We start from the raw sequence: 14,676 nt of genomic DNA, 5'->3' as shown, positions 1-14,676 counted from the left end.
CCGACCGATCGATCGACCTGGTTGAATCCCATCGATTTCGCCCTTCTCAACTCCAGGGGTGAATATCGAGCATGCTTGCCATCCGGGGGACGGCGGCGAACAATCGCACGACAGCCCGACATCACGATTGCGGAGGCAAGGCATGATCCAGACAGTTGAGGCGATCATCGACGCCAAGGGACAGGTCCGCCTCCTCGGGCCCGTGACCGTGGACAACCCGCGTCGGGCGTTGGTCACGATCCTGGATGAACCGGCCGCCGCGCCGGGCGAGGCGGCCTTGCTGGCCGAACCGGCCCTGGCGGAGGATTGGTCGAGGCCGGAGGAGGAGGAGGCATGGTCGTACCTTCAGCCGGAGAAGTCGTCCTGATACCGTTCCCCTTCTCCGACCTCTCGCAGTCGAAATTGCGGCCGGCGATCTGCCTGGCCGCGGTCGGCCGAGACGACTGGATCATGTGCCAGGTGACCAGCCGGCCCTATGGCGACCCCCGGGTGGTGAGGTTGGAAACGGGGGACTTCGCCTCGGGCGGGTTGCGGATGACCAGCTATGCCCGCCCGGGCAAGCTGTTCACCGCCAATGCCGGACTGATCGTCGGGTCTGTCGGGTTCCTATCCCCTCCGACTCTGGACAAGATACGGGCAGCGGTCATCGCACTGATCGATCCAGCGGGGACGCACAGCCCCTCGATACAATCGGACCAGCCGGCCGATCGAGAGGAATCAGAGTTTCGACAACTCGGGCTGGGCCTTGCCCTCGATCACCCGCATCCCCTTCCACACGCCGGAGCGGAACCGGAGGGTGAAGCAGGCCGACATGGCCAGCAAATAGATGGTGGCGAAGCCCCAGGCCCAGGGGAGGTTGCCCCCGGCTCGGACCAGCAAGAAGGTGGGGATGACCATGAGCGGCCAGGCCAGGACGAACGTGAGGATCGAGACGAACCGGGTGTCGCCGGCCCCGCGTAGGGCGAACGAGAAGGTGACGTTCACGGCGTCGGCCAGCGAATAGACGGCGGCACAGGCCAGCAAAGGGGGGACGATGGCCACGATCTCGGCGAAGCGGGCCGGGTCGGTGCCGTCCCCGGCGAAGACCGAGACCAGCGTCCGGGGCAGGAACAGGTAGGCGGAGGCCACCAGGCACATGTAGCCGAAGGTCCAGCGCAGGCCGGTGTAGGTCGACCGCTCGGCCAGGTCGGGGCGGTCGCCGCCGAGCCTCTGGCCCACCATGATCGACACCGCCTGGGCCATCCCCTGCATGGGGAGGAACGCCACCATGTTGAGCCGGACGGTGAGCGCCGTGGCCACCGCCTGGGCCTCGCCCAGCCGCCCCACCAGCTGGGTGAAGACGTGGAAGACCAGGACGTCCGAGAACACCTGGGCCCCGGCCGGCAGGCCATACTTGAGCAGGCGGCCGAACAGCTCGCGCTCCGGCCGCCAGCCGCTCCGGGTGGCGAACTCGACCGCATAGCGCCTCCTCAGAAGCAGGCCGAGCGCCGTGAGGGCCGACACCCACGACCCGGCCACCGTCGCCCAGCCCGCGCCGGCGATGCCCATCTCCGGGGCGCCCAGGGTGCCGAAGACCAGGAGCATGGCCAGGCCGACGTTGGCGGCGGTGCCGGCGACCTCGATCCCCAGCACGGTCCAGGTCTGGCCCCGGCCCGAGAAGAAGCCGTTGACCGCCGCCATGATCAGCATCGGCAGGGCCGCGAAGCAGAGGCATCGGTGGTAGATCACCTCCAGCGCCTGGAGCTTGGGCGTGTGCCCGCCCAGCGCGATCAGGTGGGGCGACGCCGGGACCATCACCAGGAACAGCAGCCCGGCGGCGATCGCGAAGTAGATCCCCTGCCAGACCGCCGGCCCGACCCGCTCCGGCCGACCCGCCCCGGTGTACTGGGCCACGAATGTCGACACATACCCGGCGCTCACCTGAAGCAGCCCGAACGGGAGCCAGAACCACATCATCGCCGGGAACGACGCGGCCAGTTCCAGCTCGTTGTGCCGCGCCAGCAGGATCGCGTCGATGAAGACCTGCACGGTCATGAAGCTCTGGCTCACCACCAGGGGCAGGGCCAGCGTCAAAAGCTCGCGGCTGCCGCCCGGGGCCGGGCCCGCCGGTTCGTCCGCATCCGGTGCCAGGTCGAGTTCGTCTTCCATGATCGTGGAAAGGCTCATCGGATCCATCCTGGGGGGTCAGAATCGGGCGATCTCGACCTGGAGCAACCGGGCCAGCCGGCCCAAGAAGTCCTTCGAGTCCTCCTCCTGGGTGCCGCTCACATCCAGCAAGCGTTCCAGGAAGGTGGCCCAGGCCAGCCATCGGGGCAGGTCCCAACCCTGCCGGTACGTCCCATCGCCGACGAAGCGGAACAGGCGTACAACCTCATCATCGACCAGCCGAAGCCCCACCGTGAACGATTCGACACTATCGCCGCACAGGCCCAGGGCCGTATGAGGATTCAGGTCGGTGAGGTCGTAGAGGACCTGCCGCACCTGGCCGAACGGTATCCTCCTGGACCGTCGGACGCACCAGAAGGTTCGCGACCGGATCAAAATCGCCTTCTCCCGGCGATCGGCCAGGACGAACCGCGATGACGACCCGAGCATCAGGACCCGGGCCATCCGGCTCGACCTGGCCAGGACGAAGTCCTCCCCGCCTGCCACGAACGGGCCGGTCGAAAGCCATCGCGATCGCCGCGAGCCGGTGGCGATCAGCCCAAGGGGCACGGCGATGGACAGGATCAACAGGAAGGTCCGATCGTGGGACGGCATCGTCGGGACCCCGGGGATGGAGGCGGGCTGCGACGGATCGGCCGGCCGAGGCGCCGGGGCCGCGATCGATCCATCATCGGCCGCCATTGTCATCACGAGGGGGATTCATGTCGACCCTTCAAATCGACGCATCGGCGCCGATCCGAGCGGCGTCCTCGGCCTCGGCCGCCGCATCCCAGCCGGAGAAGGGATCGGGCAAGCCGGCCCAGGCGTCCCTGCCGAGGGCCAACTCGTCCTCGGTCAGCAGACAGGATCGGAGCGCGGCGGCCAGGGCGTCGCGGTCGAGTTCCAGGCCGATGCAGGCCAGCTCTTGCTGGCGGTCGCCGAATCGGTCGTCCCAGCCGTCCAGCGTTTCCTGGACCAGTTCGGGGTCGTCGGGCCATTCCACCTTCGGGGTCGCGGCCAGCCAGGTGCCCACCGGCTCGGTGCGCAAGGAGCCCCCGGCCAGGGAGAGCATCCCCATGTGATCCGGGCGGGTCGCGAGCCAGAACGATCCCTTGGCACGGAGCAGGCCGGGCCAGAAGTCGCCCAGGAATCGGTAGAAGCGTTCGGGGTGGAACGGCCGGCGATCCCGGAAGACCAAACTGCCGATGCCGTATTCCTCGGACTCCGGGACATGCTCGCCGCGAAGTTCTTTCAGCCACCCCGGGGCCTGAGCCGCCCGTTCGAGGTCGAACCGGCCGGTGGCCAGGAGGCGCGACGGGTGGACCCGGCCGAACTCGGACCGGATGATCTCGGCACCGAGGTTGAGCCGGCCGAGGATCTGCTCCAGCCGATCCAGTTCCTCGGGCTCGACGCGGTCGACCTTGTTGAGGACCAGGACGTCGCAGAACTCGACCTGCTCGATCAGGAGGTCGACCACGGTGCGGTCATCCTCGGCGCCGGCGGCGATCCCGCGTTCCTGGAGGTCGTCGGCGTCGAGGTACTCGCGGAGGAACGACGCCGCATCGACCACCGTGACCATCGTGTCCAGCCGGGCGACTTCCGACAGGGCGTGGCCGTCCTCGTCCTCGAAGGTGAACGTCTCGGCCACCGGCAGGGGCTCGGAGATGCCCGACGACTCGATCAGGAGGTAGTCGAACCGGCCCTCCTTCGCCAGCGCCGCGATCTCCACCAGCAGGTCCTCCCGCAGCGTGCAGCAGATGCAGCCGTTGGTCATCTCGACCAGCGTCTCGTCGGTCCGCCGCAACGCCGCGCCGCCGTCGCGGATCAGGCGAGCATCGACGTTGACCTCGCTCATGTCGTTGACGATCACCGCCACCCGCAGGCCCTGGCGGTTGTGTAGCACGTGGTTGAGCAAGGTCGTCTTGCCGGCGCCGAGGAAGCCGGACAGGACGGTCACGGGGAGCAGGCTCATGGGTGCGATCTCGCTGGTGATTGATGCGACGACGCGACGCGGCGGCCGGGCCGCAACGATCACTTCCGCTTGATCTTGTGCGCGGTGTGGCGGCGGAGCCGGGGGCAATACTTCCGGAGCCCGACGCTCAACGATTCGGGGATGCCGCCCCGGGTGTTGACCGAGACGCGATAGTTCAGGTCGCCGGTCTCGGTGCACTGGAGCCAGACGTATTCGCGGCCCTGGGATTTGGCCATCGGGGTGCCTCGGCGGGTGCGCGACGGCCCGGCCCGGCATGCGGCCGGTTCGGGCACGGACCCATGTTGCATCGGGGAAACGGCCGGGTGGTCGCCATGCCACGCCAGGGCCCTCGGGCCGTCCGGCCCTCACCCGATCAGTGCCGCCCGAGTGGCGCAGGTTCCCCGATCGCCGGGCCGATCGCTCAGCGGCGCTCGACTCCCTCGGCCTTGACCACGGCGGTATCGACCGTGCGGCGGGGCCAGGAGATGAGCTTGAGGCCGTTGGGGACCATCACGCGGGGGATCAGGGCCAGGTCATCCCCCACGATCGGGGGGAGCACCGGGCGGCCGTCGCTCCAGTAGCCGAGCTGGCGGAACAGGTTCCCCTGGTCGGTCGCCTCGTCGAGCGTCCGGCCGGCGAAGGCGGCGTCGATGGTGAGGTCGGCGATCCTCCAGAACCCGGCGCGGTCCAGGGCATTCAGCTCGGCCGTGGCCATCTGGGTCCCGTTCAGCAGGCCGTCCCCCGTGTCGTATTCCGTCCGGGCCGCCGTGGGGGCGGCATGATCGGCGCGGAAGTGGGGATAGCCCCGGAGATCGGTCCGGTACAGGACGAACTTCTTCCGCTCCTTGGGGATCGCCGTGGTGGCGGCGAAGATCTCCCGCGCCTTCTCGTCGCCGACGACCACGTCCTGCTGCGCCGCGAGCACGACCAGCAGGGTCGACTCGTGGATCCGGGCCAGGTCGGGGTGGCGCGACGGCAGGACCTCGCCCGGGAGGACCGCGATCACCGCCTTGGGGCGGGGCAGGTCGGCCTCGTCGGAGACGGCGGCCATCTGGGCCGCGAGGTTCCCGCCCGCCGAGTGGCCGATGATCGCGAACCGATGTCGGTCGGGCCGGACGTGCGACGGCGAGGTCGAGAGGACGTCCAGCGCATCCCGGACCGCGATCAGGGCGTTGGGCAAAAAGTGTTTGGGCGGGGTCGACCAGTCGCGCTGGTAGCGCGGGGCGATCACGATCTTGCCCGACCGGGCCAGGTGCTCGATCCAGGCGCCATAGACGCCGGGATTGACCGCGAACCAGCCGTGGTTGAAGACCACCACGGGCGCCTTCTCGGGGGCGGGCTCGGCGGGCTCGAACAGCCAGTAGGATCGCGGCCCCTCGCCCATCACGGTGCGGCGGACCGCCTTGTGGGGGTAGCTTTGGACCTCCGCCGCCGGCGCCAGGATGGCGGGCTCGGCACCCCGCGACGACTGGCCCGTGCCCATGAGGGCGAAGGCCGTGGCCAGGGCGGCGACCATCCGGGGTCGGCGCCCGCGATTCCTGGGGAGGCTGGGTCGGTCCATGGCGGCATCCTTGCCTAGTGAAGATTCAGAGGGGGCGTTCGATCGGATGATTCTATTCGCGGGGCGGGCTCGGCGCGGCCGCCGAGGGGGCCGCCGATCGCCGTGCGACCGAGCTGGCGGCCGGCGCGGCGGGCTTCGCCGACGGCGGGGCGGGCCGCGCCGCCGTCGGGGCCGGCGGGTAGACCTGCTCCAGCAACGGCGAGCCCCAGATCCCGTGCCGCTCGTTGCCGGGGAAGTACACGGCCATGTCCAGCGTCAGGTTGGTCAGCGACGTGAACCCGAACACGCAGATGGGGAACTGGTTGATGTTCTCCATGTTGGCCAGGATGACCGGCTCGGACAGCTTCAGCCCGGCGTGGCGGAACGCCTTCTCGGCCATCTCCACGCAGTACAGGGCGCGGTCGTCGAGCGACAGCTCGTAGTCGAACGGCACCTGCTGCTCGTAGACCTGGTGGAGATATTCCATGACCTTGGGGATCTTGCCGCGATGCTCGGGCTTGAGCCGCTTGACCCCGAACGGTCCGGTGTTGTCCAGGACCCACACCTTGAACGGCTGGCGGCGGACGCTGGCCTTGGTGGTGTCGTAGACATAGGGCTCGCCATCCTCGATGGCGACGGTGCCGACGTGCGAATACTGGCTGCCGCTGATGTTAGCGATGAACCGGCTGAACGGGAACCAGCCGCCGAGGATCCGCGCGTCGCCGCGGCGGAAGACGATATCCCCTTCCTTCAGGACCTTGCGGCCCCACTGGTCCCACTGGGTCATCAGCGGGGTGTCGGAGATCGTCGGCAGGCGGCCTTCCTTGCGGGCGAGGTTGGCGGCGGGCCCCCAGGGGTTCCCCTGCCAGCCCGGAGGGATGAGCCGGTCGGTCGCCTCCAGGCCGTCATGACCGCTGCCGCCACCGTTGATCGCCAGCAAGAGCCAGAACAGAACCCTCATGGGGAAATCCTTGGATCAGGGGAGGGCGTCCGGGGAGAGGGGGCCATCGGGTGGCCCGGGGACGGCCCGTGGGCCCCGGACGATCGTCGTCCGAGGCGAGAGCCCACCGTCGAGGCCGGGACGGCCCCTCCTCGATGGGCATGCGCGGAATCTTCGGGGCAAACTATTATACCCCCCGAATCCGCCCAACACACCTGTTCTTGCGGATTTCCCGGAAATCGGCAAGATGGAAAGCGTCCGATGGGCCGAGCCCCCTCGCGACCGACGCGCTCGGAACTTTCCGCAAGTCCCCGAGATTCGTCTCAAGTCGCGGCGGGGCCGCTTCCGATGAGGGATTCAATCCCCGCAGGATGGCAGCCCAGATGACTGGGGCCGCCGACGAGCCCCCGACCCGCATGGACGCGGAGGGGGGGGCGACGCGACGCGGTCACCCGGAGACGCGATGATTCGCATGCGCACAGGACGGCGCGACTTCCACTCGATCGGCCGGGCGGCGACCCTGTTCGGGGCGCTGGCGCTGGCAGCGATCACCGGGCCGGGCCCGGCCCCGGGGCGGGACCTCCCCCCGGCCCCCCAGGCCGGCGAGCCCCCCTGCCGGATCACCGTCGAGGTCGACTGGTCGGCCCCTGCCGCCCCGGGGCCACGGCCGGCCGACGCCGAGCTATCGGTGGCCGGCGGCCGGGTCGTGGAGGCGACCGCCACCTCCGCCGAGGCCCCACGGCCGCGCCCCCTGGCCGGCGATTCCTGGGAGATCGGGCCCGTCGCCCGGGGCCGCATCCGGGCCCGGGTCGAGGCCCCCCCCGGCGCGAGCCTGTCCGTCCGCGTCGCCGGGCAGGAGGCCCGCATCCCCCTGCCCTCGCTGCTCGAAGGCCCGCAGCGGATCGCCGCCGGCGCGGGGGTCGAGGTCGGGGCCGAGCGCCCGGCCTGGGATTCCATCCGGGTCGAACTCGGCCCCGGGGCCGCCGACGGCACGACGACCCCGGGAGCGACGGTGCCGGTCCGGGTCGGCTTCGACATCCGGACCCTGGAGCCCGGCGACGTCGCGGTCCGCGCCTCGGCGGAACTCCGCCCCATCCACGGCGGCGACCCGGTGTGGAGGCAGGACTGGCAGGAGGTCGTCTCCCCGAACGCCCCGGCCGCCCCGGCGACCGACCGAACCAAGACCCTGAGCCTGGCCGCCCCCCCCGCCGAGGGGTCCTACTCCCTGGAGATCCGGGCCTCGTGGGAGCCGCTGGCCGGGCCGGCCGACACCCGGATCGGCCGGCTGGTGCGCCGGCGCAGGGCCCGGGAGGCGGCGAGCACGGCCGTCCGGCGGACGACGCTGGCCGTCCTGGGCCCGCCGAACCGGGTGACGACCCCGCCGCCCCCCTCCCGGACCGACGGCGCGGGGGTGGAGGTCGACGCGATCGACCTGGGCCGATCCTGGGGGCATCGCCTCTCGGTGACAGGCCGGGCCATGGCCGGGACCGGGGGCCGCCCGGGGTGGGCGGTGCCCGAGGCGGCCCTGATCGAGCCGGCGTTCCGCGACCGGGTCCGGGGCTGGATCAACCGGGGCGGGGCCGAGCCCGCCACCCTGGCGGCGGCCGACGCCTCCGGGATGGCCTGGACGGCGATCCCGCTCCGCGTCCCGCACCCCGACCGGCCCCACCGGCTGAACCTGTCGGTCTCGGCCGGGCGGCCGGCCGCCCTGGGGGTGGCCCTGCTGGCCGGCCCGGGCGGGCCCGGGGAACGCGTCCGGGTGGTGCTGGATGCCTGCGCCTCGGCCCCCCCGGCCCACGAGGGAGACCCGCCCGCCTCGTTCTCCTGGCCGGTCTGGCCCGACGACCCCGCCCCGATCCTGGTCCTGGTCAACCGGGACCCCCGGTCGCCGGTCATGCTGGGCTCGGTGGCCCTCGAAGAGTTGCCCGACTTCTCCCCGACGACCCCCGTTCCCCGGGACGCCGCCCGATCCCTGGGCCTGCACCTGGCCGGCCCCCGCGACCTCGACCGCTTCGGCGGCCTGTCCGGGGTCGCGACCGGTCGCGCCGACCCGCTGGCCCTGGGCAAGAACCTGGCGACCTACCTGGCCTACTGCGGGGCCACCTCGGTGGTCCTGCCCGATGGCCTGGCCGATCGCCCCCGGAGGGCCGGCCTGGACGGCCAGGCGGACGAGGACGCGACCGGCCCCGACCGGCTCGACGTCCTGCTCCGGATGCTCGGCCGCAAGGGCGTCACGGCCTGGGTTGATGTCGCGTTCGAGGGGCCCCTGCCCGGCCTGCCCGCCCCGGACTCGCCCGAGGCCGTCGCCGAGGGGCTGGCCCGGCTCGACCGCCGGGGCCTCCCCGATGGACTGGCCTACCAGCCGCTCCACCCCCGGGTCCGCGAGGCCATGGCGAAGAAGGTGGCCGAGGCGGTCGCCGCACGCCGGGCGACCCCCGCCCTGGCCGGCGTCCTGGTCCGGCTCGGGCCGGGCTCCACGCTGCCGGGCGGCCCCGATGCCGGGCTGGATGACGCCTCGTTCGCCCGCTTCACCCGGGCCGCCTTCGACGGGTCGATGGCCGCGACCATCCCCGGCCGGGCGGCCGGCGACCCCGGCCGGTTCGAGGCCCGCGCCCGGTTCGTCGAGGGCAAGGGCCAGCGGCCCTGGCTGTCCTGGCGGGCGTCGGAAGTCGCGTCTCTCTATGTCGGCCTGGCCGAGGCGGCACGCCGATCCGCGCCGGGCGCCGTGCTGGCCGTGGCGAGCCCCGGGCTGGAGCCCGGCCCGGCCGGCGACGAGGCGCGGCGGGTCGACCTGGCCGGCCTCACCCCGGCCCAGGCCTGGCGCGGGGTTGGCTTCGATTTGTCGAGCTGGCCGGCCGACGAAACGGCCCCGATCGTGCTCCGCTCCGTGGGCCTGACCACCGACGACCTGGCCCACGACCTGGCCACCAGCCCCGAACTCGACGAGCCGGTCGCGGCCCGGCCGGGGCGCGGGGCGTTGCTCGGGGTCGAGTCGATCGAGGCGGGCCGGGCGGCCGGCCCGCGCCTGTTCGCGATCCCGATGGCCGGGGGATCGGCCGGCGACGAGGCGATGGGGCACGCCGTGGCCGCCCTGGACGCCACCCGGGTGATCGTGGCGGCGACCTCGGCCGCGGGCCAGGAAGATCGGCTCCGCCGGTTCGCCCGGCCGTTCGCCGCCCTGCCCGACTCCCCGCCGGGCCAGCCCGCCCCCCGGCTCGCCTCCGGGGCCGTGGCCCGCGCCCTACAGTCGGGCCCGGACACGGTGCTGGCCCTGGCCAACGACACCCCGTACCCGATCCTCCTGGAAGCCGAGGTGGTCGCCCCGGCGACGGCCATCGTGGACGACCTCGGGCGGGGCCTCCGGCTGGAGCCCGAGCGTGGCCCGAATGGCGCCCGCCTGGTGCTCGACCTCCCCCCGTTCGGGATCGCTGCGGCCCGCGTCGCCTCGCCCGACGTCCGGATCGCCTCGGCCCGCCCCCACCCCGACCCCGCCGCCCTGGACGGGATCAAGGCCCAGTACGACGACCTGTCCGCCCGCCTGATCCGGCTCCAGGGGGAGACCGCCAGGCCGGAGCGCGGCCCGGGGCCGGCCAACGCCGGGTTCGAGCCCGAGACCGTGCAGCTGGCCGCCTCGCGCCCGGTGCCGGTCGTCTCGGGCTGGGAGGCCTCCGGCGGGACCATCGAGATCGACCGCGATCGCCCCCGATCGGGCCGGGGCAGCCTCCGCCTCGACGCGTCCGCCGCGGGGGCGTCGGCCCAGAGCGCCCCGTTCCGGCCGGCCGGGCGCACCGCCCTCACCGTCCGCGCCTGGCTCCGGGCCGATCGCCCGGACGCCCGGTCCACGATCCGCCTGGACGGCCAGGCGGGCGGCCGTCCGTTCTCCTCCCAGGCCGAGATCAGGGCGCGGGGCGAGTGGGCCGAGGCCACCTTCCACGTCGCGAAGCTGCCGGCCGGGGGCCTCGACTCGGCCCGCCTCCGGTTCGACCTGGCCGGCCCCGGCCGGCTCTGGGTGGACGACGTGTCCGTGACCGGCGACGCCCCCACCGAGTCCGAACGGCTGAACGCCCGCCGCGACCTGATGGCCGCGCTGCTGGCCTATCGCGACGGCCGCTACGCCGACTTCGCCCGCAAGGCGGGGTCGCACTGGACCCGGCATCTCGCCCCCGACCCCCCGGCGATCGTGGCCGATCAGCCCGCCCCGATCCGCACCGGCAACGCTTCCGCCCTTCCGCCCAACCGCCAGCTTCGTTAAACTCCTCCGAGTCGGGATGGGGGCTCATCGGCCGAGGTCGAGGCCGGGTCCCGCGTCCTTCACGGATGGAGGGGGTCCGGGTGTTCGTTGCCTGCAACACGTCTTGTTTCTCGCGGAAGCCCCTGAAGGCGGCCCTGCGCCAGATCGCCGATTTGGAGTTCCGCAAGATCGACCTGGCGATCGTCGAGCCGGGGGATCACCTCCACCCGTCCGAGGTCGCCGACAACCTGGAAGGCGCCCTGGGCCGGCTCCGCGAGGGGCCGAACATCACGCCGTCCGCCTTCGGGATCGACTTCGGCGACGCCGAGGCCCCGGAGGTCCGCCGCCGGTTCGAGGCCATCTGCCGGATGGCCAAGGCGCTGACCGTCGCGGTGCTGACCATCCCGGCCGCGCCGATCGGCTCGGACTTCGACGACGAGGTCAAGCGGCTCACCGGCCTGGTGTCCCACGCCACCCGCCAGGGCCTGGTCGTGGCCCTGATGACCGACTCGGCGACGCTCACGTCGGACCCCTCTGCCGCCGCCGCCCTGTGCCGCGCCGTGCCGGGGCTGAGCCTGACGCTCGACCCCAGCCACTACATCCAGGGGCCTTTGGCCGGCGGCAACTACGACGAGGTCTTCCCGTTCGTCCAGAACGTCCTGCTGCGCGACACCGGCAAGAAGCCGGGCGAGTTCCAGGTCCGCGTCGGCCAGGGGGACATCGAGTACGGCCGGATCGTCAACCTCCTGGAGCGGAACGGCTACAACCGGGGCCTCACCGTGTCGATCCTCGACTCGCTGGACAGCCCGTTCGAGGTCGAGATCGAGGTCCGCAAGCTCAAGCTCCTGCTCGAAAGCCTCATCTAATCCCCCCGCCTCGCCCGGCCTCCCGGCGCCGGCGGCGGATGGCACTTCTCGGGCCCCGGGGTCTCATCCCTGGGGCCCGGATCGCCGATACGAGGGATGGGCCGATCGAGATGGGCCCGGTCGGTTCGGGCCGTCCCGAGGAGGGGATGGGCCGATCCGGCGGCCGATAGGAACCGGGCACGATGCGAGGGACCGATGGCATCGTCACCAGATGAGACGCCGCCGACGCGAGAGGAATGGGACGCCCTCCGCCGCCAGGTGGTCGAACTCCAGCGCGTCAGCAGTCTGGGCGTGCTGGCGGGCAGCATCTGCCACGAGTTGAACAATGCGCTCACGCCGATCCTGAACTACGCCAAGCTCGGACTCCGCAACCCGGACCCCGAGTTCCGCCGCCGGGCGTTCGAGAAGATCCAGGAGGGGGCCGAGCGGGCCGCCGTGATCACCGGCGGGGTGCTGGGCCTGGCCCGCCCCCGGCACGACCAGAGGTCGGCGGCCGACGTCGCCCGGCTCGCCGAGGAGGTCACGCTGCTGACCGCCAAGGACCTGGCCAACTACCGCGTCCACCTCGACTTCATCGCCGAATCCCGGCCCCATGCCCGGGTCAACCCGGCCCAGATCCAGCAGGTGCTCCTGAACCTGGTGATCAACGCCCGCCAGGCCATGCCCGACGGCGGCACGGTCCGGGTCCGGGTCGGCCAGGACCCCAGCGGCAAGCTCGCCGAGGTCAGCGTGTCCGACACCGGCAAGGGGATCGCCCCGGCCGACCTGCGGCGCATCTTCGAGCCCTTCTTCACCACCAAGACCGGCCCCGACGCCTCCGGGCTGGGCGGCACCGGCCTGGGGCTTTCCGTCTGCCGCGAGATCGTCGAGAGCCATCGCGGGCGGCTCCGGGCCGAGAGCAAGCTGGGCCGGGGGACGACCTTCACCCTCCGCCTCCCCGCCTGCCCCGCGCCGGCTGCGGCCCCCGCCCGCCAGGGGGCGGCCTGATCCCCATCCGGGAGGGGCCATGACCGCCGACCCCGACGCCATCGACCGGATCACGCCGACCCGCCGGCCGCCGGGCCGCGCGGTGATGCGGCAGTCCTGGGAACACCTCCTGTTCCTCCACTGGGAAATCCCGGCCCAGTCGCTCCGGGCGTTGCTGCCCCCGGGGCTGGAACTCGACACGTTCCAGGGCCGTGCGTTCGTCGGGCTGGTCCCGTTCACCATGAGCGGCGTCCGCCCGGCCGGCCTGCCCGCCGTCCGGGGCCTGTCGAACTTCCACGAGACCAACGTCCGGACCTATGTCCATGCCGGAGGCCGGGATCCCGGCGTCTGGTTCTTCAGCCTCGATGCCGCCAACGTCGTCGGCGCGGCCCTGGGCCGGGCCTGGTTCCGCCTGCCTTACTTCTTCGCGCGGATGGCCCTGGACGCGTCCGAGATCCCCGGCGGGACGCGGCTGGCCTACAAGTCCCGCCGGATCTACCCCGGCCCCCGTCCCGCGACCTCCCGGATCGTCGCCACCGTCCGTTCGCCGGTCGCCCCGGCCGTGCCCGGCAGCTTGGAGCACTTCCTGGCCGAGCGTTACGTCCTCTACTCGTCTACGGGCACACCCCTGAAGCTCGGACGGGTCAACCACACGCCCTATCCGCTCCGGGTGGCCGAGGTCGAATCCATCGAAGAGACCTTGCTGGCCGCGGCGGGCATCGCCCGGCCCGATGCCGCCCCGCTGGCCCACTACGCCCGCCGGGTGGATGTGGAAGTCTTCCCGCTCGGGCCGGCGGCGTCGCCGGCCCGGTGAGCGTGGGCCGGTTTCAGGGGCTCGCGGGCGGGCTGGCCTGACGCATCTCGACCCGGATTTGGGGCGTCCAGTCGAACGCCCCATCCTTGGGCGGGTCGGCGATCGAGACGGCATAATTCATGTTGACCCAGGTCCGGGTCGTCTCCAGCTTGCGGTCAGCGGACTCCCGAACGCTGGCCAGGGCTTCCCGGCCTTCCTCGGTTTTCTCCATCTCGGCCACCCTCTTCGAATCCGCGAGGGTGTGGCGTGCCATCCCGGCCTGCAAGGCCACCTTAGGATCGGCCGGGTACTCCAGCAACACCCACGGGCCGCCGCCCAGCTCCCGGACGACGAAGACGTCGATCTGGAACTTCATGTTCCAGGTGATGGGCTGTACCGACCGCGTCCGGACCTCGCCGGTCTTGACGTCGGTCTCCTTGGTCGTCGCCGCCGCGGTCTCGGTCTCCCGCTTGAGGGCCGGGTGGCGCTCCTCGGGAAACCGAATCAAGTAAGCTCGGCCGACCTGGAGGAACCCCAGGTCGCTCGCCTTGGCGTCGGCCGGCCGGTCGGGCTTCGCGGAGGGCAACGGGGCGTCCTCGGGCGGGGCGCCGAGGCCGATCGCGGCCGCGGCCAGAACAGATCCCATCGCATGGAACATCGCATCCTCCGACGTGAAGACCCGGACCAAACCCGGACCATCGTATCGGTGTCGACCATAAATTTCGATCAGTTTCCCTCCCGCACCGCGTCAGCCGGCCGTGCCGGGCGGGCCGATCGCCTTGGCCAGGAAGTAGCGGTACTGGTCGTCGGGATAGTGCGGCAGGGTGCCGAAGATGCGATAGCCCAGGCGTTCATAGAACGGCCGCGCCTGGAAGCTGAAGGTATCCACCCAGGCATGGCGGCAACCCCGTCCCGCCGCCAGGCGTTCCATCTCCTCCATGAGCCTCCGCCCCGCCCCCTGCCCCCGGAGTTCCTCGGCCACGGCCAGGATGCGGACGTGGAGCCAGCCCCAGTACGTCTCGCCGATCGCCCCGCCGACGATCCGCCCGCCCTCGTCGCGGAGCACCAGCGTCAACGCCTCGGGCGTGTAGGCGTACCCCGACGCCCGGCTGGCGGCATCGAGCGGGGCGAGGATCGCCGCGAGGTCGACGGGCGTGGGATCGGAAATGGCCTCGATCGTGGTCATGGATTTCGGCTCGCGGGAGGTTGCCGGCCTCGTTACC

General features: G+C 72.0%; 13 protein-coding genes and 1 pseudogene. 6 read left to right on the top strand and 8 right to left on the bottom strand.

The annotated features are described in order from the left end of the window. Positions 1 to 142 precede the first annotated feature (142 nt). The gene (locus TA3x_RS10295; protein ID WP_435020856.1) at positions 143 to 367 is read left to right on the top strand and encodes a hypothetical protein; all 225 of its coding nucleotides are present in this window, start codon (positions 143 to 145) and stop codon (positions 365 to 367) included. Beyond that, positions 334 to 594 (top strand): annotated as a pseudogene (locus TA3x_RS10290) (MazF family transcriptional regulator); the annotation flags it as partial. The gene TA3x_RS10295 and the pseudogene TA3x_RS10290, both read left to right, overlap by 34 nt. Before the next feature lie 123 nt (positions 595 to 717). Here TA3x_RS10290 and TA3x_RS10285 read toward each other — a convergent pair. The 6 genes from TA3x_RS10285 to TA3x_RS10260 all read right to left on the bottom strand — a co-directional run bounded on the left by TA3x_RS10285 (position 718) and on the right by TA3x_RS10260 (position 6,618). Further along, a complete protein-coding gene (locus TA3x_RS10285; protein ID WP_435020854.1) occupies positions 718 to 2,166 on the bottom strand; it encodes an MATE family efflux transporter in 1,449 nt (482 codons plus the stop codon). Positions 2,167 to 2,184: 18 nt separating this feature from the next. Next, positions 2,185 to 2,760 carry a hypothetical protein gene (locus TA3x_RS10280; RefSeq protein WP_435020852.1) on the bottom strand — a complete coding sequence of 192 codons (576 nt, stop codon included), beginning with the start codon at positions 2,758 to 2,760 and terminating at the stop codon, positions 2,185 to 2,187. A 118-nt stretch (positions 2,761 to 2,878) separates the two neighbouring features. Beyond that, positions 2,879 to 4,117 carry a zinc metallochaperone GTPase ZigA gene (gene zigA, locus TA3x_RS10275; protein ID WP_435020850.1) on the bottom strand — a complete coding sequence of 413 codons (1,239 nt, stop codon included), beginning with the start codon at positions 4,115 to 4,117 and terminating at the stop codon, positions 2,879 to 2,881. Positions 4,118 to 4,176: 59 nt separating this feature from the next. Further along, entirely contained in the window at positions 4,177 to 4,353 is a 177-nt protein-coding gene (rpmG, locus tag TA3x_RS10270; protein ID WP_435020848.1) for a 50S ribosomal protein L33, read from the bottom strand. A gap of 185 nt (positions 4,354 to 4,538) precedes the next feature. Next, complete coding sequence (locus TA3x_RS10265; protein ID WP_435020846.1) at positions 4,539 to 5,678, bottom strand: alpha/beta hydrolase; 1,140 nt, start codon at positions 5,676 to 5,678, stop codon at positions 4,539 to 4,541. Between the two features lie 52 nt (positions 5,679 to 5,730). Then, positions 5,731 to 6,618: a YiiX/YebB-like N1pC/P60 family cysteine hydrolase gene (locus TA3x_RS10260; protein WP_435020844.1), complete on the bottom strand. Its 888-nt coding sequence runs from the start codon at positions 6,616 to 6,618 to the stop codon at positions 5,731 to 5,733. A 451-nt stretch (positions 6,619 to 7,069) separates the two neighbouring features. Here TA3x_RS10260 and TA3x_RS10255 point away from each other — a divergent pair, with 451 nt between their 5' ends. The 4 genes from TA3x_RS10255 to TA3x_RS10240 all read left to right on the top strand — a co-directional run bounded on the left by TA3x_RS10255 (position 7,070) and on the right by TA3x_RS10240 (position 13,474). Further along, positions 7,070 to 10,849 carry a hypothetical protein gene (locus tag TA3x_RS10255; RefSeq protein WP_435020842.1) on the top strand — a complete coding sequence of 1,260 codons (3,780 nt, stop codon included), beginning with the start codon at positions 7,070 to 7,072 and terminating at the stop codon, positions 10,847 to 10,849. A gap of 80 nt (positions 10,850 to 10,929) precedes the next feature. Further along, a complete protein-coding gene (locus tag TA3x_RS10250) occupies positions 10,930 to 11,694 on the top strand; it encodes a sugar phosphate isomerase/epimerase family protein (RefSeq protein ID WP_435020841.1) in 765 nt (254 codons plus the stop codon). Positions 11,695 to 11,889: 195 nt separating this feature from the next. Further along, on the top strand, positions 11,890 to 12,681 hold the full coding sequence (locus tag TA3x_RS10245; protein WP_435020839.1) for a sensor histidine kinase: 792 nt from the start codon (positions 11,890 to 11,892) through the stop codon (positions 12,679 to 12,681). A gap of 19 nt (positions 12,682 to 12,700) precedes the next feature. Next, on the top strand, positions 12,701 to 13,474 hold the full coding sequence (locus TA3x_RS10240) for a YqjF family protein (RefSeq protein ID WP_435020837.1): 774 nt from the start codon (positions 12,701 to 12,703) through the stop codon (positions 13,472 to 13,474). A 13-nt stretch (positions 13,475 to 13,487) separates the two neighbouring features. On the opposite strand, the gene TA3x_RS10235 is transcribed toward TA3x_RS10240, so the two are convergent. Both TA3x_RS10235 and TA3x_RS10230 read right to left on the bottom strand, forming a co-directional pair. Next, on the bottom strand, positions 13,488 to 14,111 hold the full coding sequence (locus tag TA3x_RS10235; protein WP_435020835.1) for a hypothetical protein: 624 nt from the start codon (positions 14,109 to 14,111) through the stop codon (positions 13,488 to 13,490). Positions 14,112 to 14,201: 90 nt separating this feature from the next. Further along, positions 14,202 to 14,639 (bottom strand): GNAT family N-acetyltransferase, encoded by a 438-nt coding sequence (locus TA3x_RS10230; protein ID WP_435020833.1) that lies wholly within the window; start codon positions 14,637 to 14,639, stop codon positions 14,202 to 14,204. Between the last annotated feature and the right edge of the window lie 37 nt (positions 14,640 to 14,676).

This window comes from Tundrisphaera macrotermitis, from assembly GCF_051175315.1.
Classification (GTDB): domain Bacteria; phylum Planctomycetota; class Planctomycetia; order Isosphaerales; family Isosphaeraceae; genus Tundrisphaera.
Note: the sequence above shows the minus strand (reverse complement) of the source record. Positions and strands in the feature narration are given on the sequence as shown.

Excerpts from the sequence above, each read along its gene's own strand:
- TA3x_RS10295 (WP_435020856.1), top strand. The coding sequence starts at position 143 with ATGATCCAGACAGTTGAGGCGATCATCGACGCCAAGGGACAGGTCCGC.
- TA3x_RS10285 (WP_435020854.1), bottom strand. The coding sequence starts at position 2,166 with ATGAGCCTTTCCACGATCATGGAAGACGAACTCGACCTGGCACCGGAT.
- TA3x_RS10280 (WP_435020852.1), bottom strand. The coding sequence starts at position 2,760 with ATGCCGTCCCACGATCGGACCTTCCTGTTGATCCTGTCCATCGCCGTG.
- zigA (WP_435020850.1), bottom strand. The coding sequence starts at position 4,117 with ATGAGCCTGCTCCCCGTGACCGTCCTGTCCGGCTTCCTCGGCGCCGGC.
- rpmG (WP_435020848.1), bottom strand. The coding sequence starts at position 4,353 with ATGGCCAAATCCCAGGGCCGCGAATACGTCTGGCTCCAGTGCACCGAG.
- TA3x_RS10265 (WP_435020846.1), bottom strand. The coding sequence starts at position 5,678 with ATGGACCGACCCAGCCTCCCCAGGAATCGCGGGCGCCGACCCCGGATG.
- TA3x_RS10260 (WP_435020844.1), bottom strand. The coding sequence starts at position 6,618 with ATGAGGGTTCTGTTCTGGCTCTTGCTGGCGATCAACGGTGGCGGCAGC.
- TA3x_RS10255 (WP_435020842.1), top strand. The coding sequence starts at position 7,070 with ATGCGCACAGGACGGCGCGACTTCCACTCGATCGGCCGGGCGGCGACC.
- TA3x_RS10245 (WP_435020839.1), top strand. The coding sequence starts at position 11,890 with ATGGCATCGTCACCAGATGAGACGCCGCCGACGCGAGAGGAATGGGAC.
- TA3x_RS10240 (WP_435020837.1), top strand. The coding sequence starts at position 12,701 with ATGACCGCCGACCCCGACGCCATCGACCGGATCACGCCGACCCGCCGG.
- TA3x_RS10235 (WP_435020835.1), bottom strand. The coding sequence starts at position 14,111 with ATGTTCCATGCGATGGGATCTGTTCTGGCCGCGGCCGCGATCGGCCTC.
- TA3x_RS10230 (WP_435020833.1), bottom strand. The coding sequence starts at position 14,639 with ATGACCACGATCGAGGCCATTTCCGATCCCACGCCCGTCGACCTCGCG.